This window comes from Psychrobacter sp. CMS30 (genome assembly GCF_904846565.1).
Lineage (GTDB): Bacteria > Pseudomonadota > Gammaproteobacteria > Pseudomonadales > Moraxellaceae > Psychrobacter > Psychrobacter maritimus.
Genome location: NZ_CAJHBF010000005.1, coordinates 1 through 21,792, shown reverse-complemented (window position 1 = coordinate 21,792; position 21,792 = coordinate 1). Strand labels below are relative to the sequence as shown.

Genomic DNA, 21,792 nt, shown 5'->3' with positions numbered 1-21,792 from the left:
AGAAGCTTTAATCTTTTGCAAGCTTAGCAATTAAAGCGCTTAATAGCTGATATTCTTTTTGATCAAGCTGTAAGCGTGAGCCCAGTCGTGATAGGCGCGACGGTAAAGACTTTAGGTTTTCACTATCGGCCAGTCCACGCTGAACCATCAATTCAGTCGTGCGCTGAGTCAGCTGCTGTAATTGCTGTTGGCTAATGGCTGGTTCATCCCATTGTTGCCGTAGATGAACGTCTAATGTTGGCTGAACCGTTGCATCTTTATCATTATCTAGACGGTTGGTAGTCGCTTGATTATGGGTCTGTGCATAAGCAAAGATAAAGCTGGCAATCACTTGCACGGCAGAGGCAACGTTGAGCACAGGATAAGCAGGATTGGCATCAATTTGAATATGATAATCAGCGTAAGCCAATTCTTCATTGGTCAATCCGCGGTCTTCACGCCCAAATAAGATAGCAATATTTGGCTTGCCTGCAAATTTAGCATTTTCACTCAATTTAGTGTTTTGATTATTATCAGCTACATAGAGAGCGGTTTGCTTATCGATAAAGTCAAACATGATTTTGGCAGCTTGCGTTGGCGTCACCACAGGGCGCGGTAAATGACGGCTACGACTGCTGGCCGCAAATACCAACTGGCAATCCGCTATTGCTGATTCTAACGTCGGCGCTATAGTCGCTGATGATAACAAGTCACTGCCACCGGCGGCATGAGAAACACTGGTTTCATCAATGGGCAGCTTAGGGTCAATGACAGTCAAACGCGATAAACCCATAGTGTGCATAGCGCGTGCTGCTGAGCCTATATTGGCAGGCAACGTGGTATTGACCATGACGATTTGCACACAAGACAAATAGTCGCTTACCGTATGGTTGGCGGTTTCGGTTTCGGTTGCGGCTGCTAAGGTTGAGAAAGAATCGTGATTCATTACAACCCCAGTCTTTGGTTTATTTCTTGCTCAACACGTTGCAACGCTACTGAAACCGCTTCAATAAGTTCCGCTTTGTCGCTGATAAGGCGCTCGCGGCAAGCCTCTTGCAACTGCCCACTAAGATGCATCAATTGGGTTGCGCCCAAATTGGCACTGGCGCCTTTTAGCGCATGAGCAATTTCATAGCCATTGGCGTTGTCATCTTTTTGCTGCGCGCTTCTTAAGTCGGCAATGCGCTGCTGACTGTCGGTAAAATACACTTGTATCAAGTCAACAAAGTCTTCTTCCAACAAGTCACGCATATCATCAAACTGCTCGTCATTGATAATTTCATTAAGTTGAGCATTCATATTATTATTTGGGTTTTCAGTCATGATCATGTGTCCAATAAAGTAAAAGTTACAGCAATTAAGTTAACTAATAATCAGGTTAACTATAATGAAAATGCAAATTGTCTTCGCTAACCATGCTCTTTAATTGCTGTAAGTTATCATCGTTAGGGTAGACGCGCCAATGCTCAGATAGTCCTACATTGGCAATGCCGTATTCTTCATAAATGCTCAACCCAAGCGGTAGGCAGTTATCATTAATAGAGGCATCGGTATTGCTAAGGGCATTATTGGCATAGCCATTGCTATTTTGATGTAGCGCATCTTGATGCATGTCATTTTCTAGCGCCAATAAATCATTGCCATCTTCATCATATAGGCTGCCACCCATCGATGGGTCATATGCGCCGTTACCGCCGCCATTATTGCCTTGCTCGTCCTGCTCATCGTTATAAGATAAGCGCGGCGCTGGTATGATGTCTGCTTGGGCGGATTTGAGCAGCGGCTGCATACGTGTCAGCAGATTAATATCACTGCCATGGACTTTGATGCTGATTTTTTTCAGCCAACGCAAGCGTGCATCAACCATGCTCATGGCATTATCAAGACGGGCAAACAGGCGTCCGTCACGCTCACGAATACTGCCTTTAATGATGACCACTTCATCTATTTTTAACTGCTCTTTGACACGGTTAAAGCGCTCGGCATAACAGCTGACCTCTAAGCGTGAGGTGCCATCGTCTAAGGTAATGACGTTACGCGTACCAAAATTGGCAATATCAATAATCAAACCGGCAAAGTAGCAGCTGCCGTTATAGCCGGTATCTGTCAGCTTATCGAGACGGGCGCCTGAGGTATAACGTTTCAGCTCCTCACGATATTCATCGATAGGATGTCCGGTTAAATAGAGACCTAACGTGTTTTTCTCCGCTTTTAGGCGGTGCTTATCACCCCAAATCAACTCCGGCGTCATAACGAGTGGCGGCGCAGCAACGACACCATCCATTTCACCAAATAAGTCCATCATACCGATTTCACGGTTTTGACGATCTTGCTCCGCCGCTTGTACGGCGCTTGGCAACTGACTCATCAGCGCACCGCGAATCTCGTACGCTTCATCGGCTGGCAAGTCTGGACGTAAGGTCGCGGCAAAGTCATCAAAGCAGCCAGCACTAACTAAGGCTTCAAGCGTGCGTTTATTGACCTTTTTGATATCGACACGGCGGCAAAAGTCGTATAAGTCTTTAAACGGGCCATCCGTGCGGCGTGCATCAACGATAGACTCGACGGCACCTTCACCAACGCCTTTAATCGCTCCTAAGCCATAAATAATATTGGTCGGCGTATCAGCAACGAAATGCCATTCACTACGATTTACCGAGGGATTAACGACGGTTAACTCAAAGTTTTCACGGCAGTCATTGATAAAGAAAACGACGTTATCGGTGTTGTTCATATCGGACGTTAGGACGGCTGCCATAAATTCGGCAGGGTAGTACTGTTTTAGATACGCGGTCTGATAAGCTAGCACGCCGTAAGCAGCAGAATGCGAGCGGTTAAAACCATAACCGGCGAACTTCTCCATTAAGTCAAAGACGCCGCCCGAGGTAACTTCATCAATACCTTGCGCCGTAGCACCAGTGACAAAAATATCGCGCTGTTTGGCCATTTCTTCAGGTTTCTTTTTACCCATGGCGCGGCGTAGCATATCAGCGCCGCCCAAGCTATAGCCGGCCATAACCTGCGAGATTTGCATCACTTGTTCTTGATAGACAATAACGCCGTTGGTATTTTCTAAAATCGGCTCAAGGTTTGGGTGGTCATAAATGACTTCCTCGCGACCATGTTTACGGTCGATATACATCTCTACCATGCCTGCATCGAGCGGACCCGGACGATATAGCGCGCACATGGCGATCACATCTTCGATATTGGTCGGTTGTAATTTCGCCAGATACTTTTTCATACCCATACTTTCTAGCTGAAATACGGCAGTGGTCTTAGCATCTTGCAGGAGCTTATAGGCTTTTTTATCATCTAACGGCAAATCTTCTAATACCAGCGGGTCTTTGCCTTCTTTGGCGCGGCGCAAGTTTATGTTCTCAACCGCAGCATTGATGACGGTTAAGTTGCGCAGACCCAAAAAGTCAAACTTCACTAGCCCAACGGCTTCAACGTCATCTTTATCAAACTGGCTGACACGGTGGCCATCGTCATCACAATAGATGGCGCTAAAGTCGGTAATTTTATGCGGGGCAATTAGGACGCCACCGGCATGTTTACCGACGTTTCGACACACACCTTCAAGCTTAATCGCCATCTCCCAAATCTCAATGGCATCTTCATAATCCATATTATCGGGATTGGAAATTAAGTCTTTAAGCTGCGGCTCTTGCTCAAGCGCCTGACTGAGCGTGATACCAGGTGTTTTTGGAATCAATTTAGACAATTTACTGGCAAGGAAGTACGATTTACTTTGTACCCGCGCCACATCTCGTACCACTGCTTTTGCTGCCATGGTACCAAAGGTAATAATCTGCGACACCGCTTCACGGCCATAAGTTTGCGCCACATAATCAATGACGCGGTCACGACCTTCAATACAAAAGTCAATATCGAAATCGGGCATTGAGACACGCTCGGGGTTTAAGAAGCGCTCAAAGAGTAAGTCGTAATGAATGGGGTCGAGGTCGGTAATATTTAGCGCATAAGCGACGAGCGATCCAGCACCAGAACCACGACCCGGGCCTACCGGCACGCCATTGGCTTTTGCCCAGCGGATAAAGTCCATCACGATTAAGAAGTAACCGGGGAAGCCCATGGATAAGATAACTTCAAGCTCGTATTCTAAGCGCTCATCGTATTTTTGGCGAAAGTCGCTCCAGTTGTCAGTACGTGCTTCAATCGGAAATAGCTTGTCCAGTCGATGATTAAGACCGCGTATTGATTCGGCGCGGAAAAACGATTCAATCGTTTCGCCTTCAGGTACGGGGAATTCAGGTAGGACGTTAATGCCGAGCGTCAAAGTCACGTTACAGCGGGTCGCTAAGCACAAAGTATTGTCAATTACCTGTGGAATATCGGCAAATAGTTGTGCCATCTGTGCTTGGGTTTTAAGATATTGCTCATCTGAATACAGTCGTGGACGATTGGGGTCAGCAAGTACATACGAGCCTGCGATACAAACGCGCGCCTCATGAGCATCAAAATCGTCTTGCTCTAAAAAGCGCACATCATTATGGGCAATAATAGGAATGCGATGCTTGGCACCTGAGTGAATAGCCGCTTTAATAAAAGCATCTTCGCCTGAGCGGTTGGTGCGCTTGATAGCAAAATACAAGCGATCATCGAACTGCGCTTGCCATTCGGTCAGCAGCTCGTCAGCTTTTTCTGGCATGGAGCTGACCAGTGCTTGCCCGACATCAGATTTTTCAGTAAATAAAACAATGACACCAGCCGCGTGCTCTAAAACATGGCGACGCTCAACGACGGGCACCCCATGATTGGCAGCATCGGCGCGCCCTTCGGTAAAGCCAAGCGATACGATGCGGGTGATGTTTTGATAGCCCTCATTGTCCATCGCCAGCAAAACCAAGCGCGTGTCTTCATTATCCATAATGATTTCACTGCCGATGATGGGCTTAATACCTGCACCTAAGCAGGCACGATAAAACTTCACCGTGGCATAAAGGTTGGATAAATCAGTCAATGCCAGCGCACGTTGGTCGTCTGCCGCCGCTGCTTTGATAAGCGGCTTGATGCGCACGATAGAATCGGTGATTGAATATTCGCTGTGGATGCCAAGGTGTACAAATGCCATAGAGGACTCTTACGGATGCGATCAAAAAGGGTGTGGTGCTAAGAGAAAAGGTTAGAAGACATGGCACATTGCAAGCTCATTTACAAAGCTTTAGCAGTATTGATGCGGCGACAAGCGATTAATCGCTTGGTTTGGGTCTTCTAATCTTAACGGATAATAATAGCATTCTTTACCCATAACAGCCACTGATTCAACGCCTAACAGCGAGGTGACCGACATTGAAAATAGGTCTGCTTAGCAATAAACTATTGTGCTCAAAACTATTATGCTTAAAGATAGGTCGGTAGGTTTTTCTTAATCGATAAGCCTTTCATAAGCTGTCTATGTAAAGCGGGCAAGTTGATAGGGTTTTGGGTCGATAGCGTGCGCTTCATCAAAATAGTATGCTGCGATTATTTGTGCGCTAACGACCGCTTGCGTCAAGCCTAAGTGCTGATGACCAAAGTTTAAAAACACCCGCTCAATATTATCGATAACTGGTAAGGAATCTGATGTCGATGGTCGAAAGCCCATCCATGGCACACTATCAGCCGAATTTAATGGCGTTTTTAACATGGGCTGTGCGTGTTGTAAGAGTATGTGTGCCCGCTGCATATTAGCAGGGGCATCAAGTCCCGCATATTCCACTGTACCCGCCAAGCGCAGCCCTTCTTGCATCGGTGTCATCACAAAGCGCCGATCTAGACTGGTTACGGGCATCTGTAAGCGTGCGCTTTCATGAGGTAACATTAAGTGATAACCGCGCTCAGTATCTAGCGGAACCGTGACGCCTGTTAGCTGTTTGGCCAAGGTTTTAGAATGCGCGCCTGCTGCTAACATCACTTTGGAAGCTACGATATCACCTTGATTGGTCGTTAAATGAATATCGTCGATATTGGTCTTCGCTTCAAGGACGCGGCAATGCTCGATAATGTGACCGCCTAATTGTCTAAAGGTGCTACTAAGCTGGTCGATGACCGCTGTTAAGTTGGTGATATGGCCTGTATTGGGGAAAAATAACGCCGCTAATTGGTTGTCTTGTAAGGCGGGTTCATATTCTAAAAGGCGCTCTTTTGTCAATAACTCATTAGCTACGCCGACATCATTAAGGCGTTTACCATGGGTCTTTAGAGAGTCTAAGCTACTGACTTTTTCGACTGTTAATAACGCACCTTTCACTTGTATCCAATCATCTAACTGCCACTGATGGGCAAAGTCTAACCATGCTGGTAGGCAATTATTATTTAAGCTTAATAGCGCTTGATGAATACGGGCAAATGGCTCAGGGCGCATATTCATCAGTAGCTGAATGGCCCAAGGCGTCAAGCGTGGCAGATAGCGCCAATCTATGTGCAGTGGACCTGTTGGATTCAATAACATGGCTGGAATATGACGCAGCATACTGGCATCGGCAATCGGAAACACATGCTCTGGGGCGATATGTCCTGCGTTACCAAATGACGCGCCTTTTCCGACTTCATTTGTCTCTAGTAGGGCGACCTTTGCCCCTCGTGCTTGCAAGGTTACAGCCGTTACCAGTCCAATAATACCGCCGCCAATAATATGTAAGTCGAAATTTGGGGTGCTCATAAAGGTTCTCGATGAATTTCTCGACTGAGATGACTGTTATTGAAACATCGCCGAACGGCGGCTATGGCTGGCATAGTGCCGTCAGCTAATGGTTCAAGTCATTTATAAAGGTGGTACTCATTTTATAAAGATGGTACTTATTCAGTTTCGCCAAACGCATTTAGCTTTTTTGCCAAATAGCATTTAGTATGGCAAATAGTATTGCAAAGCTAAATCAATAACCCACCACCGCAGCATCGACGATACGCGGGTCAGAAGCACCATAGACGCCATTTGGGGTAATCATAATCGACTGGGTTGAGCCCATGGCTGCTTGTGGATTGATCTTATGTCCCATTGACTCGAGCTTTTTAATCGTATCGATATTTAGCGCTTTTTCGATACGAATCTCATCGGGTAGCCATTGGTCATGAATACGCGGCGCATGTGTGGCTTCAGCGATATTCATATCGTGGTCAATGACGTTTGAGATGACTTGCGTGACGGTAGTGATAATGCGGCTACCACCCGGGCTGCCGGTAACGATATAAGGTTTGCTGTCTTTAAATACCAGCGTTGGGCTCATCGAAGACAACGGACGTTTATTGGCCTCGACCGCATTGGCATCGCCGCCGATTAAGCCATAACCATTGGGCACGCCGGGTTTCGCAGAAAAATCATCCATCTCATTGTTTAATAAAATTCCTGTACCTTCAGCGACAAGCCCAGTGCCATAAGAGAAATTCAGCGTATAAGTATTGGCTACGGCATTGCCGTCTTTATCGACGATAGAGAAGTGCGTGGTTTGGTCGCTCTCGTATGGTAGTGGGTTATTGGCTTTAATGGTTGCCGCTGGCGTGGCTTTATTGGGATTGATTAACGTACGTAGTTTATCGGCATAAGGCTGCGAGGTTAAACCGCTGGCAGGCACATCAATAAAGTCAGCATCTCCTAAATATTCTGCGCGATCGGCATACGCTAATTGCATGGCCTCGCTCATCAAATGAATGGTTTGCGCGCTGTTTTGACCGTAGTCTTTTAGCGGATAACCTTCCAAGATATTTAAAATCTGTACGATATGAATGCCACCAGAGGACGGCGGCGGCATGGAGACAATCTCATAACCACGATAATCACCTTTGACCGGCACGCGAGCAATGGCTTGATAATTGGCTAAGTCTTGCAAGCTCATATTACCGCCTGCTTCATTGACGGCTTCGACCAGTTTACGCGCGGTTTCGCCTTTATAAAATCCATCAGCACCTTTTGCCGCAATCAGTTTAAGGGACATTGCCAGCTCTGGCTGTTTTAAACGCTCACCCGGCTGATAGGCACTGCCGTCTGGTTTAAAAAATATCTTTTTTGTACTTGGCCATTTTTGTAAACGGTCACTTAACGCTTCTAGCGATTCGGACAACCCAGCGGTGACAGTTATGCCATCTTCAGCCAGTGCAATCGCTGGAGCCATGACTTGCCCGCGACTCATGGTGCCATGATCTTCCAATGCTTTGAGTAAGCCTGCTACGGTGCCCGGCACGCCAACCGCCAAGCCATGATAACGAGATAAATCACTAACGGCATTGCCATCGCTATCAAGATACATATCACGCGAGGCGCTACTGGGCGCTTTTTCGCGATAATCGAGCGCCACCGTTTTGCCTTGCTTGGCATCATAGACCATCATAAAACCGCCACCGCCGATATTGCCCGCACGCGGCAACGTCACGGCTAACGCAAAGCCAACGGCGACAGCAGCATCAACGGCATTACCGCCATCTTTTAAAATCTTTAAGCCGATATCAGAAGCCAGCGCTTCTTGGGTGGCGACCATGCCGTTTTTTGCCCAAACAGGGTGATGAATGGCGTCTTCAGAATAGATAGCTTGGTCGGTTTTGGCTGTCTTGCCACTAACGACGGCTGTGCCTGTGGCGGTAGTGGGCGCTAGGGCAGAGGGTTTCGATTTTGTAACGCGCTGAGTTTCGGACAATACAGTCGGATTATCAGCCATAATCGCTAAATTAATCGCACTGGTGTTAATCGAGGTTGGGTTAATAGTGGTTTTTGCGGTTGTAGGTTTTGTTTCTGCGGCGTGAGCAGAGACCGTTAGCAATAGCGTGCTAGTGATAATCAGCGCAGCAGATTTTAGTTTTTTATGGGTGAGCGTTTGGGTGCTATGAGAATGAGAAAACAAATTTGACATCGCAAAGTCCTTTTTACGAGGGTGAAAAAAATTGAGCTAAAAAGAGAGGTGAATCAATAAGGTTAAATAGTAACGAATATTGCCAGTAGTAGAAAGGGCTTTACTATTTTTGTTTTCAGATAAAGAAGCCCGTTATAAGGTAGTTAAGCTTTGGAAGTTTGAGAGATAAAAAAAGAGCCAAAAAAAAGCGCACCGGCTAACCGATGCGCTTTTTTAAATGTTCTTACTTTATCTAACTAATGCTTTTTAATTCCATGGCTTATATCTTACTGCGCTTGGTTATGCATCTGACGGTTTTTTGAACCATGATGACCTTTTGCTTTTCTTTCTGATTTTAATTGTGCCATTTTTTGACGTTGTTCAGGGGTTAGTACTTGTGAGATGGCATGCTCGGTTTGTACGCGCTCAATAAAGCGCTGCTTGGTCTTTGCCGCTTGTTGATCGGCTAGGCGGTTAACTGCTGCCGTGTCTAAGGTTTTGGCATTGGTCAACGCTTGCATTTGTTGTTGCATTTGCGCGCGTTCTGCTTGATATTTGCTACGGTCGTTTTTGTTACCACTGTATTTTTCTTGCATAATAGCTTTGATTTGCGCCTGCTGCGTCGCTGTCAAATCTAGCTGCGACATAGGGCCTCTCATGCCACCTTTATGCATGCCGTCTTTCATGCCGTCTTTCATGCCAGCTTTATGCTGCTTTTGCATGTTGGTCGTTGTTGCTGGCGTCGTATCTGTGGTGGCGTTGACACTGGTACAGCCCGTAACCGTTAAGACGCTAGATATCGCGAGTACTGAGCCTATCAATAATTTTTTCATCATTATTACCTTAATAGTTACCTTAAATTATGGAGCAAACGTTACTTGTGTTACAAAATTTATGTTACAAACTGCACTTATTACGAAAAGCGGTTTTTTTATCTGATAAGTAATGATTATCAAGTGTCCCGGATAGCCACTATGAACCATTATTTGCCATCAGTGTTTGTTGCTGATAGCGACTATCATACGACAGCTAGAAGTTGCGAACATTTATGAAATATTAAGAAAGGTAACGTTTGTGGCGCATTGATAGGTGCTTGCCTGATAATATCAGCCATACTATGGCATGCTTAGAATCATTTGACTGAGCGGCGAGAAGGTAGAAAGGAGTGGAGGATAACGATGCCAAACATTTTATTGGGTGACGATGATGAAGAGTTGACCCAACTGCTGCAAGAGTATTTGCATAATCATGGCATCCAAAGTGACTGTGTTCATGATGGCGAGGCGGTCATCGAACGCTTAAAATCAGCCATGCATGATAGTGCGCCTTATGATTTATTGGTGCTCGATATTATGATGCCAAAGATAGATGGGCTCAGTGTCCTGCGTCAGCTACCAGCGATTAGCGATATTCCCGTCATTATGTTGACGGCAAAAGGTGAGGAGATTGATCGTATTATTGGGCTGGAGCTTGGCGCAGATGACTATATTACTAAGCCTTGTAACCCACGTGAGCTGCTGGCACGTATTAACGCGGTGATTAAACGTAGCCGTCTTACCGCATCGGGTGCAACCACCTCAGAACATACCCCTTTGCCAGAGAGTCGCCTGCATTTGGACCAAAATCAGCGTATCTGTCAAATAGACGGTATTGAGCTACAAGTCACTGGTACAGAGTTTGATTTATTATTGGCGCTACTTAAACAAAAAGGCGAGGTGGTCAGTAAAGCATGGTTGTCACAAAATGTCTTACAGCGTGAACTGCAGCCGTTTGATCGCAGCCTTGATGTGCATGTGTCGCGCCTACGTAAAAAACTTCAGCCTTTTCACGATGAGTCTATCAAGGCGATTCGTGGTAAAGGCTATCAGTTAGTACTGTAATGACGGACGCATCGATGCCTACCTCTACATTTAAGCCGCGAATTACGCTATTTTGGCGGCTATTTCTCAGCCTGTTATTGACAGTGCTTATCACCTCTATCATCTCTGTCATGGTAGAACGCTGGCTCAATGGTAAAGAGCTCAGCGCTCGGATGGATGTGCAAATTGACAGTCTTTTACTCAAGCGGCAAGAAGTGGTTGCGGCGCTACAAGCTGGTGATTTATTGGCAGTCAGGCAGCTGTACCGGCAAGACCGTCGATTGATGAGTCAAATCAGAATCTATGATGAGCAGGGCGCTATTATTTTTCCGCGTTATCGTTATAGAGAAGAGCGTCAAACAAACGCTCAGGAAGTGGAGCGTGACTTGCCATCGCATGCTATGGCTGACAATCGTAGAGCGCATAATGATAAAAATGACAGCGCCTATGAAAAGCCTTCTTTCATTAATGAAATACTGCATCCAGCGATGCCGAATAGAGAAGTGATTTTTGACCCTAATAATCGCCCCGAACTGGCAGATTTAACCGTAGATTTGCCGGACGGGCAAACGGCCATTATACAATTGCGCCCGCATTTGCGTTTTGCTGATGTCTTGGCGCTGCAACGCGGTAATTTTACCGTGCGTTTACTGCTGATTATCCTCTTTAGTACTTTGGTCTGCTTTTGGCTCAGTCGTACGCTGACTCGGCGCATCGGTCAGGTGCAACATACCGTGCACCGTATGATTGATGGCGATTATCAATCCAATACCCATTTATCAGAATTAGGCTCTGATGAGCTAGGACTATTGGCAAAAGATGTGGCCCAATTATCAACCCGATTGGCGGAGAGTGAGCTTGCGCGCAAGCAGATGTTAAGTGATATCTCGCATGAGCTGCGTTCGCCACTGGCGCGCCTTGATGTGGCTACTGAGCTAACGCGTGACTTTGCGCCCGCTGCCAGCCGTTACCTTGACCGTATCGATAAGGAATCGGCACGTATGAATGAGCTGATTGAGCAAATCATTCATATTCAATCGTTACAAATGCAGCAATATACCATCGATAATTTGGAAAATGATGCCGTAGACATAGTTGAGCTGATCACTGAGATTGGCAAAGACGTTTGTTTTGAGTTTCAGCATAAAAATGTGCGCTGGCAGTGGACGCCGCCCGATGCTTTATCATCGTCATCTGATGCGTCTTTGACTGTGCTTGGCAATCAAGAGCAGTTGCATAGCGCTCTTGAAAACATCATTCGTAATGCTTTTATGCACACTCCTGCAGGCTCAACTGTCACGGCTGAAGTGACAAAAATACCGTTAAATAATAAAAAAGAGGCCATTACCATTAGCATCACCGATGAGGGTGGCGGGGTAGCGGAAAAAGAGGTAGAGCGTATTTTTCAGCCTTTTGTACGCCTTGATAGTGCGCGCCACAGGGAAACGGGCGGCTACGGATTGGGCTTGGCCATCGTTCATGCGGTCGTTATCGCCCATGAAGGTCAAATCACGGCTTATAATCGTCAAGACGGCAAAATGGGGTTAGTAATAAAAATAACGTTGCCTGCGAAATAAAAAAACCTAAATAATAACGTATTTACTTAACATATATTCACTTTTACGAATATAAAGGATAAGCGGTATTAAATCCCCGATGAGCGGCATTGTTACTCTCTGTATATTCGTTAATAATAATATACAGAGAGTAATAATGATTTTACAAAACAAGACGTACTGTTTGTTAAGTGTTGACACGAGTAACAATCCCCCAAATATAGCTTTCATCCTATGAATATATAACCCGTTTTATTTTGTCATATCAACTCTCTAAAAATGGATTTTAACTTTGATTTCTCAAATCTAATAAGTCTGTAAGGGAGTACATACCATGAATCGGAATTATAAAGTGATATGGAATGCGTCTTTAAACTGCTTTATGGCAGTTTCTGAGTACGCCAAAGCGCGTGGTAAGTCGTCAAAATCTAGCGTGAGCGCAAACGCTACTATCAATACCACATCCAATCTGTCATCTACAAATGCTTTTCGACTCACCGCTATAGGGCTGGGGTTAGGGTTGTTAGCTGCTGGTTTTTCTATTCCAGCAAGTGCTAATAATGGTACTTCGAATCACCATGACGGTACTTATAGCCATAGTCATGGAAGTCATGGCACCCACACTCATACCAATGGCAATAATAGTCATAATAACCCTAATGGTCCTGGTAATCCTGGGAGCTCAATAAGTCTAAACTTTGAGGGCGATAATCCTACAACGATTACACGCACTAATGGTCAGACACTTAATATTTTAGGTGGTGCAAGTGGAAATCTAACTACAAACAATATAGGTGTGTTTGGTAGTGGTGATAGCTTACATATTCAGTTAGCTGAGAACTTAACCGGTTTGACCAGTGTGACGACGGGTAATAGTCTACTCAATACCTCTGGTTTAGCCATCACAGGCGGACCGACCTTCACTAAAGCGCGTGTTGATGTTGCTGGTAATAAGATTACTGGCGTCGCAAGCGGTGTTGGTAACGACTCTAATGCAGCAAACATCGGTGATCTAAACAATGCAGTCGCAGCCAACAAAACTAAGTATTATAGTGTTAAAAATACTTCGGCTGCTGCAGCTACGGGTCCAGGCAGTAACGTTAATAACGATGGCGCAACCAAACCAAATGCCATGGCCATGGGTGTCAATGCCTCAGCGACTGGTGGACAAGCCATCGCCATTGGTAGCGGAGATAGTGGTCAGAATACTACAGCTAGTGGAGAGCAGTCTATCGCCATTGGTGCCAACACAGTATCCAAAGGTGCATCATCTATCGCCATTGGTGGTGATGATTTAGATGACGCCTCTAAAACCAACTACGATGGCAGCATATCTACAGGTGCTTTAAATAGTGGTGAAGTCAATAGGACTTTTCATGAATATGCTGGTCGTGACTTGTTAGAGTCATGGGATGCATATGGCGGACATACTGAAGCGAGTGGAGCTGCCTCTATTGCTATGGGTGCCAAAGCCCGGTCTGCTGGTAATCTAGCAACAGCGATTGGCATACATTCGAGCGCATCCGGTATAGCTTCATCAGCGTTTGGTGTGGGTTCATCCGCAGCAGCAAAAGGCGCACTCGCATTGGGTGCTGGTGCTCAGTCCATAATAGATGATGGCGTGGCTCTAGGTTCAAGATCAGTGGCTAACGTTGCAGGGGGTGCACTAGGCTTTGCGCCGACAAGCGCCAGTGCCATAGACAAAGATGCTATCACAGCGACTAACAGCACCAGCCTTGGTGCGGTCTCTCTTGGTAATGCTAAAGACGGCAATCGTCAGATCGTCAATCTAGCAGCGGGTACCAAAGACAGTGATGCGGTGAACGTGGCGCAACTGAAAAGTGTATCAAATACAGTTACCGCTAACAAAACCAAATACTACAGTGTGAATTCAGGTGCGGTTGGTAATGCTGATAACTTGGGTGCAACCAAACCAAACGCCATGGCTATGGGTGGCAATGCATCAGCGACTGGTGGACAAGCCATCGCCATTGGTAGCGGAGAGAGTGGTCAGAACACCACAGCAAGTGGTGAGCAATCTATTGCCATTGGTGCAAACGTTGTCTCATCAGGCGCATCATCTATCGCCATTGGTGGTGATGATTTAGATGACGCCTCAAAGGTGAATGGGGTTAATGCACTATTCAATACTTATACAGGCAGCACAGGCGGTCTTGTTACGGTAGGTGATTATAGTGATTACACTGAATCTGGTGGTGCGGCCTCTGTTGCCATTGGTGTCAAAGCGCATTCTAAAGGCAATCTCTCTACCGCTGTCGGCGTCCGTTCAAGCTCATCAGGTGATGCCTCTTCTGCCTTTGGTATGGGTTCTTCAGCAAGCCAAAATGGCTCAGTAGCACTAGGTGCAGGGTCAACTACACTCACTGATGCGACTTACCAAGACAAGCTTACTATTGGCAATAAGGACTATTTCTACACTGGTGCAACGAATGATAAAGGGGCACAGGTCTCTGTTGGTTCATCGGGACGTGAGCGCCAAATTAAGCATGTCGCTAGTGGTGATGTGAGTGCCGCCAGTACCGATGCGATTAATGGTAGCCAGTTGCATGCAACCAATGAGTCTGTTAAGGATTTAAGCACTACGGTTGTGGCTAACAAGACACATTACTATAGTGTCAATGATGGCAGCGTGCAACAAGATAACTACAATAACGATGGTGCTACGGGCAATAGCTCACTAGCAGCTGGTGTTAAAGCGACTGCTACAAATAATCGTGCAGTTGCCATGGGTGCCGAAGCTTCAGCCACAGGTTCTGAGTCAACTGCTTTAGGCTCAGCTGCACAAGCGTTTGCTGGTTCAGCTACCGCAGTTGGTTTTGGTGCACGAGCAGATCAGTACGGTGCAACTGCAATGGGTACAAACTCTCGTGCTCAAGGCATGTACAGCACGGCTGTTGGCCAAACGGCTAAAGCTACGGGTGAGAATTCCATTGCTATGGGTAAGGGTACAGAAGCAGATGGTGTAAATAGTATCGCCATCGGTACAGGTAACCACGTAACTGGCGATAACTCAGGCGCATTTGGTGACCCTAACATTATTAGTGGTACGGGTAGTTATGCAGTTGGTAATAACAACACCATCGCGGCTAACAACGCCTTTGTACTTGGCAATAACGTCACGATCAAAGCTGGTGATAACAACTCCATTGCTCTTGGCGAAGGAGCGAAGATCAACGGTGAAGACAGCATTGCAATGGGCCGTGGTGCCTCTGCCGGGGCTGGAACCAGAAACGGTTTGGCAATTGGCGTGAGGTCGCAGTCTGGTAATCATGCCGCATCCTTGGGTGACGACGCTAGGTCGGGCAACTACGCGGTAGCGCTTGGTTCTAAGTCTACAGCGTCTATTGGCGGTACTGCTATTGGTCAGGCCTCCCATGCCGTCAGTAACGCTACAGCTTTAGGTCGCGGTGCTATTGCAGGGCAGTCAGGTAATGTGGCTCTGGGGAATAGTTCCATTACTGGAGCTCAGCACACTGGAAGTTTTTCTATCAACAATCTACCAGTTGCGGGTTTGACCCGTGGTGCCAAGACAGTATCGGTAGGCGCTGTCGGTGCTGAACGACAAATCCAAAACGTCGCACCTGGTGTCGTGGATGCAACCAGTACGGATGCGATTAATGGTAGCCAGTTGCATGCCACGAACAATCAGGTTAACAAAGGCTTTGGCTTAAAAGCTGCCGATGGTCAAATTGTAATGAAACAACTAGGAGAACAGGTTGAGGTAGTTGGTTCTAATAGTAATATCGATACACGAGTTAACACGGTTAACGGCAACGTCGAAATTGAGCTCAATAACAATCTAGATTTAGGAAATAACGGTAGTGTTACCACAGGTAACTTATTAAGTAGCACTAATGTTAATCGCCTTGGCATGGTAACAGGTGGATTGCTAACGGGTGGCGTCACTACGGTCAGTGGTGCAGGTGTCACAGTAACAGGTTTAAATCCATTAAACCCCTCTAGTGCAGCTTTGACTAGTAATGGTTTGACCATCCTCAACGGTCCAAGCATCACTAAGAGTGGTGGTGTAGATGCTGGTAGCCGGCAAATCACTAACGTGGCTAGTGGTGGCACAACGCTTACCAACGCGGCCAACATCGGTGATATTCAAAGTACCGTCGCCGCTAACAAGACCAAGTACTACAGTGTCAACTCGACAGGTGGCACCAACGATGACAATCTAGGTGCAACGGGTCAAAACGCCATGGCCATGGGTCGAAACTCAGTCGCCTCAGGCATTCAAGCCATCTCAATTGGTAGTGGCGCAAGTGGTCAGAAAACCACCGCAAGTGGTGAGCAGTCTATTGCCATTGGTGCAAACGTTGTCTCATCAGGGGCATCCTCTATCGCCATTGGTGGCGATGATCTAGATGCAGCCTCTCAAGCCAATCTCACAGGAGCTGCTAGTGGTACCATCAACGGTGGTAGCGTTAACACCACCTTCAAAGCTTATACTGGTCGTGATTTGGTTGAAACACCGCCGTATCAAGTAAATACTGAATCGGGTGGCGCCGCCTCCATCGCCATGGGCGCAAAAGCATTGTCTCAAGGGGCATTGTCTACCGCCATTGGCGTACAATCTTCCTCAGCTGGTGTTGCATCCTCCGCCTTTGGCATGGGATCGTCAGCGAGTGCAAAAGGTTCAGTAGCGCTAGGTGCCGGATCGGTGGCTAGTGTTGCTGGTGGTGCAGTTGCCTATGTTCCAACAGGCGCAAGTGCAGCAGATGCTACTGCCATCACAAACACTCAAAGTGGCGCAGATTACGGTGCTGTTTCAGTAGGAACCGGCGCTAAAGGTGGCAATCGTCAGATCGTCAATCTAGCCGCTGGTACCAATGACAGTGATGCGGTGAACGTGGCGCAACTAAAAGGTGGCGTATCAAGTGTCGTTGATCTAGGTCTTAACTTTACTGGTGACAACACAACGACAACGGTTAATCGCAAACTTGGTGAAAAGCTTACCGTGAAAGGGGGAGCAACCACCCCATTATCGGACAACAACATCGGTGTGGAAGCGACCAGTCCTGGTACCTTAACTGTCAAACTGGCGAAAAATATAGATCTAGGCAAGACTGGTAGTGTGAAAATGGGTACAAGTAGTCTATATGGTCTCGGCCCTGTAACTACGATTGACCGTTTAGGTATTAGTACAGGTAATTCATTAGCTAGCACTGACGTAAATGGTTTAGGAGTGTTCGTAAATGGTCCCTTAGGTATTCCTAGTACTGCTTTGACTATGGATGGTCTTAATATTATTGGTGGTCCAAGTGTTACTAGAAGTGGTGGTGTAGATGCTGGTAGCCGGCAAATCACTAACGTGGCTAGTGGTGGCACAACGCTTACCAATGCGGCCAATATCGGTGATGTTAAGAGTGCAGCTGCCGGGTCTAGAACTGAGGTTGTTAAAGGCACCAACGTAACTAGTGTTGATAAAACCACCGGTTCTAATGGACAAGACGTATATACCGTTAATGCCAATGGCACGACCGCATCAGCAGGTTCAGCTGCGGTAACGGTTACCACTGGTATTAAAGATGCCAACAACGTCACTGACTACAAAGTTGACCTAAGTGACTCTACTAAAACAAGATTGAGCAGTGCAGATAGCGCCTTACAATCTGTTGTTACTCAGATTGATGGCACTGCTGTTAAAACCATCACTAAGAGCAACAATACTGCCAACTTCATCACAGGTGATAACATTCTGTTGACGCCTGAAAGCGGTGGTATCAAAGTTGCGACTGCTCAAGATCTGGTACTAAATAGTGTGAAAATGGGTAATACCACAGTTAGTCAGGATGGTATGACCATAGTGGCCCCAACTCTAGCTCGGACAGTCGTACTTAATAGTGCTGGACTTAACAACGGCGGTAATAAGATCATTAATGTTAAAGCGGGTGAGGCGGATACTGATGCTGTTAACGTTGGACAGCTGAATTTGGCCAATGCTACCATTGATAAAGGCTTAAACTTTGGTGGTGACAGTGGGACAGATGTCAATCGTAAGCTTGGTCAAAAGCTCACGGTTAAAGGCGGCGATACTATCAATGCTGATCCAGCAACGAAAAATATCAGTGTCACTGCTAATGGTGCTGACACTCTAACTGTCAGATTGGCTAAAGATATTAATCTTGGTAATACAGGCAGCGTTACCACTGGAAATACTCAGGTTAATAATGCAGGTATTACTTTATATAATGGTGATAATGGTCAAGTAGTACTTACTAATAATGGGCTTAACAATGGCAACAACAAAATCACTAATGTTGCTGATGGATTGTTGAGCCCTACTAGTAAGGATGCAGTTAACGGTAGTCAGTTGTTTAAGACTAACGAAGACGTTGCCAAAGGTATTAAAATTGGCGATGGTAATAGTGCCAATGATCAACAGTTTGCCTTAGGAGATACCATCAATGTGACGGGTGATAGTAATATCACTACCACTGCTTCGGCAACTGGTGTCCAAGTTAAACTGAATAACCAGTTGAACTTAGGCGACGAGGGTCGTATGCAAATGGGTAATAGCATCATGTATAACACCGGCTTCACCTTTGTAGGTAACGAGCCAGGTAGAACCGTTGTTCTAGGTGCTGGTGGTCTGAATAACGGTTTCAACAGAATCACAAACGTCGCGGCAGGTATTGATTTTACTGATGCTGCTACTGTTGGACAGTTAGAGGCTACCACCTTTGCGTTAAGTAAAGGCTGGAATGTCAGCGCTCAAGGTGCTAACGCTAGCAAAGTACTAGCTGGTGATAGCGTTGATCTAAACAACACTGACGGCAATATTACAGTGTCCAAAACAGCAGGCAATAATGATGTCAGCTTTAATTTAAACAAAAACCTTGTGGTAGATAGTGTGCAAACAGCTGATAGCACCCTAAACAACGAGGGCTTAACTATCGCAGGAGGACCTAGTATCACTAAAGCTGGCATTGATGCTGCTGATACTAAGATTACAAACGTTGTGAGTGGTGAGGTTGCTGCAGATAGTAAAGATGCTATCAATGGTGGTCAGCTCTACGCCCAAGGTATGGGTATCAGCAGTATTATAGGTGGTAACACAACTTATGATCCTGCAACTGGCACCTTTACCAATAACAATATCGGTGGTACTGGCGAAGGTAGTATTGATGGTGCGATTGCTTCTATCAAGCGTGGCGAGGTCGTCATGACTGAAAACATTCAAACCAACACTACAAACATTGCTACGAATACGACAAACATCGCAACCAATACCACTAACATTACTAAAAACACAGCTGATATCGTAACGAATACTGCGAATATCACTACCAATACCACCAACATCAAAGCCAACAAGGATAAAATCGATGCTGGTCTCAACTTTGGAGCCGATAGCGGTGCCGTCATCAATAAACCAATCGGTGATGGTAGCGTACTCAGCTTCAAAGGCGGTAATAACATTAAGACCACCGCTGAAGGCAGTAGCATCAAGTTTGACTTGAACGGTAATATCAACGTAGAGAGCGTGACGACTGGCAATACGACGGTTAATAATAGTGGTGTTACTATTAAAAACGGCCCAAGTATGACCGCCGCTGGCATCTATGCAGGTAATGCCGAAACGGCCCCTAGTATGACGGCTGCCGGTATCAATGCCGCTGGTACTAAGGTGACAAATGTTGCGGATGGCATGGCACCTAGAGACGCTGTGAACTTTGGGCAATTAGACGCTGTCAGCAGAGGTTTGGGTAACAGCATCAATGAGCTTGGCTATAAAATTGGCGAAGTCGAAGATGACGCCAACGCAGGTATCTCAGCCGCGATGGCCATGTCTTCATTGCCACAAGCGTTCATCAGCGGTAAACCCATGATAGGCGGCGGTATCGCAACCTATAATGGTGAAAGTGCTGTCGCTATTGGCTTCTCGAAAATGTCTAATGATGGACGTTGGGTGATGAAGCTAAATGGTACAGCGGACACCCAAGGGAACGTAGGTGCTGCAATCGGCGCAGGCTTCCACTTTGACTAATTGGTTAGCACGATAGTTCAGCTAAATTAAGCTGAACCAAGCTAAATAGTCATTGAATCACTAGGTAAAGTAAAATAGGTAAAACAAAAAAAGCAAGGCATCAGATGCCTTGCTTTTTTATGGATGGAAATTATCCTATAAAGTATAGGACACTAATAAGATATAGGATGCTAATAAAATATAGGATGTTGGATTAAATCAATAAAAATTAACGTTGTGATACTAAAGGTTGATGACATTAAAGTCTGTATTATCAAATGTCTAACGCACTAAAATAACAGGCGATAGGGTGCTAGCGATAATCTCTGTCGTGGTACTACCCAAAAATAAATGCTGGAGCTTAGAGCGTCCATAAGCCCCGACCACAATGATATCGATATTATTTTCAAGCTGAAAACTAAGTAAGCCATTAACCGCGTCAAGCTGTGGCAAATGATGGGATTCTACGCTAAAGCCTGCGGTTCTCATTTGGATTACAGCCTCTTCAAGGCTTTTTTTAGATGCTTCATTATCATGTCCGATCATCACGATATGACCTTGCAAGCCTTGTAAAAGGTTACTCTTTGCAAGCATTCGTATGGCTTTAATCGCGGTTTTACTGCCGTCAAACGCCACCATATATGATTGAGGCTCTTTAAATTTCTCTGAACAAATCAACACCGGTACGTTTGAGGCACGGGCAACCGTTTCGATTTGGCTACCGATATTGATGCGGCTGTTTTTATGGTCTTCCCCGCGGCGACCCATGACGATAGCACGGTTTTTTTCTTGAAAATGCTCAATCGCTGGCAGCAGCTTACCGCGGCGTTGATAGATACAGACGGTCACGCCTGCAAAGTTACTTTGGATATGGCTTTTTGCATCTTGTACCAACGCATTACTATAGCTGTTTACGACCTTTGCCCTTTGTTCATCGAGCTTTGATAACTCATCGAGCAAAGACTGGCGGCTGTTAATGCCGATGGCTCCTGATAAGTCGCGTCTGACCGATGCTGCCACATCGCTGACGTGCAATAATCCCACCGCTAAATTCAGCTTTTTTGCATACCACGCCGCATAATCGCATACTGACCCAGTCACTGCTGAGCCATCAATACAAGCCAAAACGTGCTCTTTCGTTATCATAATCTGTCCTTAGATTTGCATTTATACTTTGAGAAACGGGTTTATTGATAGAATGCTTTTTTAAGACAGGGTAAGCATCTACTTTTCAATTAAATCGCCAATCATTCATCTTTGACTACCATCTTACCTCAAATCGTATCATTGCAAAATCACAGAGCAATATCTTAAATGGTGCTTTGCTGACATAGATTCTCAGCTTACCGTGCGTTTTGTACTTTAAGCGTTTTGAAAAGCTGATCTCAGTGGCAACGTGCATGCTTAAAGCACAGCGTCTATATCGTCGCAACTTCTTATCAACGTTCTAGCAAAGGTATGGCTTGTAAACGATAAAAAATTTAAAGTTAAATAAAATAATTTTAAAGATAGAAAAATATTCCATTATTTATCATTTGTTAAATAACAATAAACTTTAGTATTTAATCAATAAAAGG

At 45.8% G+C, this 21,792-nt stretch carries 10 protein-coding genes and 2 pseudogenes; 5 read left to right on the top strand and 7 right to left on the bottom strand.

Features of this window, described 5'->3' with window-relative positions; translation table 11 throughout:
- Positions 1-7: 7 nt before the first annotated feature.
- The 6 genes from JMX94_RS03840 to JMX94_RS03815 all read right to left on the bottom strand — a co-directional run bounded on the left by JMX94_RS03840 (position 8) and on the right by JMX94_RS03815 (position 9,640).
- On the bottom strand, positions 8-925 hold the full coding sequence (locus tag JMX94_RS03840; RefSeq protein WP_201563387.1) for an RNA methyltransferase: 918 nt from the start codon (positions 923-925) through the stop codon (positions 8-10).
- A complete protein-coding gene (locus JMX94_RS03835; protein WP_201563385.1) occupies positions 925-1,302 on the bottom strand; it encodes an Hpt domain-containing protein in 378 nt (125 codons plus the stop codon). The genes JMX94_RS03840 and JMX94_RS03835 overlap by 1 nt, the downstream gene beginning before the upstream one ends.
- Positions 1,303-1,357: 55 nt before the next feature.
- Positions 1,358-5,077 carry a DNA polymerase III subunit alpha gene (dnaE, locus tag JMX94_RS03830; protein ID WP_201563383.1) on the bottom strand — a complete coding sequence of 1,240 codons (3,720 nt, stop codon included), beginning with the start codon at positions 5,075-5,077 and terminating at the stop codon, positions 1,358-1,360.
- 321 nt (positions 5,078-5,398) lie between these two features.
- The gene (locus tag JMX94_RS03825; RefSeq protein ID WP_201563381.1) at positions 5,399-6,646 is read right to left on the bottom strand and encodes an FAD-binding oxidoreductase; all 1,248 of its coding nucleotides are present in this window, start codon (positions 6,644-6,646) and stop codon (positions 5,399-5,401) included.
- Between the two features lie 214 nt (positions 6,647-6,860).
- On the bottom strand, positions 6,861-8,825 hold the full coding sequence (gene ggt / locus JMX94_RS03820) for a gamma-glutamyltransferase (RefSeq protein WP_201563379.1): 1,965 nt from the start codon (positions 8,823-8,825) through the stop codon (positions 6,861-6,863).
- A gap of 266 nt (positions 8,826-9,091) precedes the next feature.
- A complete protein-coding gene (locus JMX94_RS03815) occupies positions 9,092-9,640 on the bottom strand; it encodes a Spy/CpxP family protein refolding chaperone (RefSeq protein WP_227673505.1) in 549 nt (182 codons plus the stop codon).
- A gap of 342 nt (positions 9,641-9,982) precedes the next feature.
- Here JMX94_RS03815 and JMX94_RS03810 point away from each other — a divergent pair, with 342 nt between their 5' ends.
- The 5 genes and pseudogenes from JMX94_RS03810 to JMX94_RS13525 all read left to right on the top strand — a co-directional run bounded on the left by JMX94_RS03810 (position 9,983) and on the right by JMX94_RS13525 (position 20,236).
- The gene (locus JMX94_RS03810) at positions 9,983-10,684 is read left to right on the top strand and encodes a response regulator transcription factor (protein WP_201563377.1); all 702 of its coding nucleotides are present in this window, start codon (positions 9,983-9,985) and stop codon (positions 10,682-10,684) included.
- 14 nt (positions 10,685-10,698) lie between these two features.
- Positions 10,699-12,240, top strand: a complete 1,542-nt coding sequence (locus tag JMX94_RS03805) for a cell wall metabolism sensor histidine kinase WalK (protein ID WP_227673504.1) — start codon at positions 10,699-10,701, stop codon at positions 12,238-12,240.
- Positions 12,241-12,553: 313 nt separating this feature from the next.
- Positions 12,554-15,256, top strand: a pseudogene (locus JMX94_RS13535) (ESPR-type extended signal peptide-containing protein); the annotation flags it as partial.
- Between the two features lie 540 nt (positions 15,257-15,796).
- A pseudogene (locus tag JMX94_RS13530) lies at positions 15,797-15,884 on the top strand (hypothetical protein); the annotation flags it as partial.
- A gap of 50 nt (positions 15,885-15,934) precedes the next feature.
- A complete protein-coding gene (locus JMX94_RS13525) occupies positions 15,935-20,236 on the top strand; it encodes a YadA-like family protein (protein ID WP_374220394.1) in 4,302 nt (1,433 codons plus the stop codon).
- 261 nt (positions 20,237-20,497) lie between these two features.
- Here JMX94_RS13525 and JMX94_RS03795 read toward each other — a convergent pair whose 3' ends face one another.
- Entirely contained in the window at positions 20,498-21,361 is an 864-nt protein-coding gene (locus tag JMX94_RS03795) for a universal stress protein (protein ID WP_201563371.1), read from the bottom strand.
- Positions 21,362-21,792 lie beyond the last annotated feature (431 nt).

Bases quoted from the DNA above. Each gene is read 5' to 3' on its own strand.
- JMX94_RS13525 (WP_374220394.1), top strand. From the start codon at position 15,935: ATGAAACAACTAGGAGAACAGGTTGAGGTAGTTGGTTCTAATAGTAAT.
- dnaE (WP_201563383.1), bottom strand. From the start codon at position 5,077: ATGGCATTTGTACACCTTGGCATCCACAGCGAATATTCAATCACCGAT.
- JMX94_RS03795 (WP_201563371.1), bottom strand. From the start codon at position 21,361: ATGATAACGAAAGAGCACGTTTTGGCTTGTATTGATGGCTCAGCAGTG.
- JMX94_RS03810 (WP_201563377.1), top strand. From the start codon at position 9,983: ATGCCAAACATTTTATTGGGTGACGATGATGAAGAGTTGACCCAACTG.
- JMX94_RS03815 (WP_227673505.1), bottom strand. From the start codon at position 9,640: ATGATGAAAAAATTATTGATAGGCTCAGTACTCGCGATATCTAGCGTC.
- JMX94_RS03805 (WP_227673504.1), top strand. From the start codon at position 10,699: ATGCCTACCTCTACATTTAAGCCGCGAATTACGCTATTTTGGCGGCTA.
- ggt (WP_201563379.1), bottom strand. From the start codon at position 8,825: ATGTCAAATTTGTTTTCTCATTCTCATAGCACCCAAACGCTCACCCAT.
- JMX94_RS03835 (WP_201563385.1), bottom strand. From the start codon at position 1,302: ATGACTGAAAACCCAAATAATAATATGAATGCTCAACTTAATGAAATT.
- JMX94_RS03840 (WP_201563387.1), bottom strand. From the start codon at position 925: ATGAATCACGATTCTTTCTCAACCTTAGCAGCCGCAACCGAAACCGAA.
- JMX94_RS03825 (WP_201563381.1), bottom strand. From the start codon at position 6,646: ATGAGCACCCCAAATTTCGACTTACATATTATTGGCGGCGGTATTATT.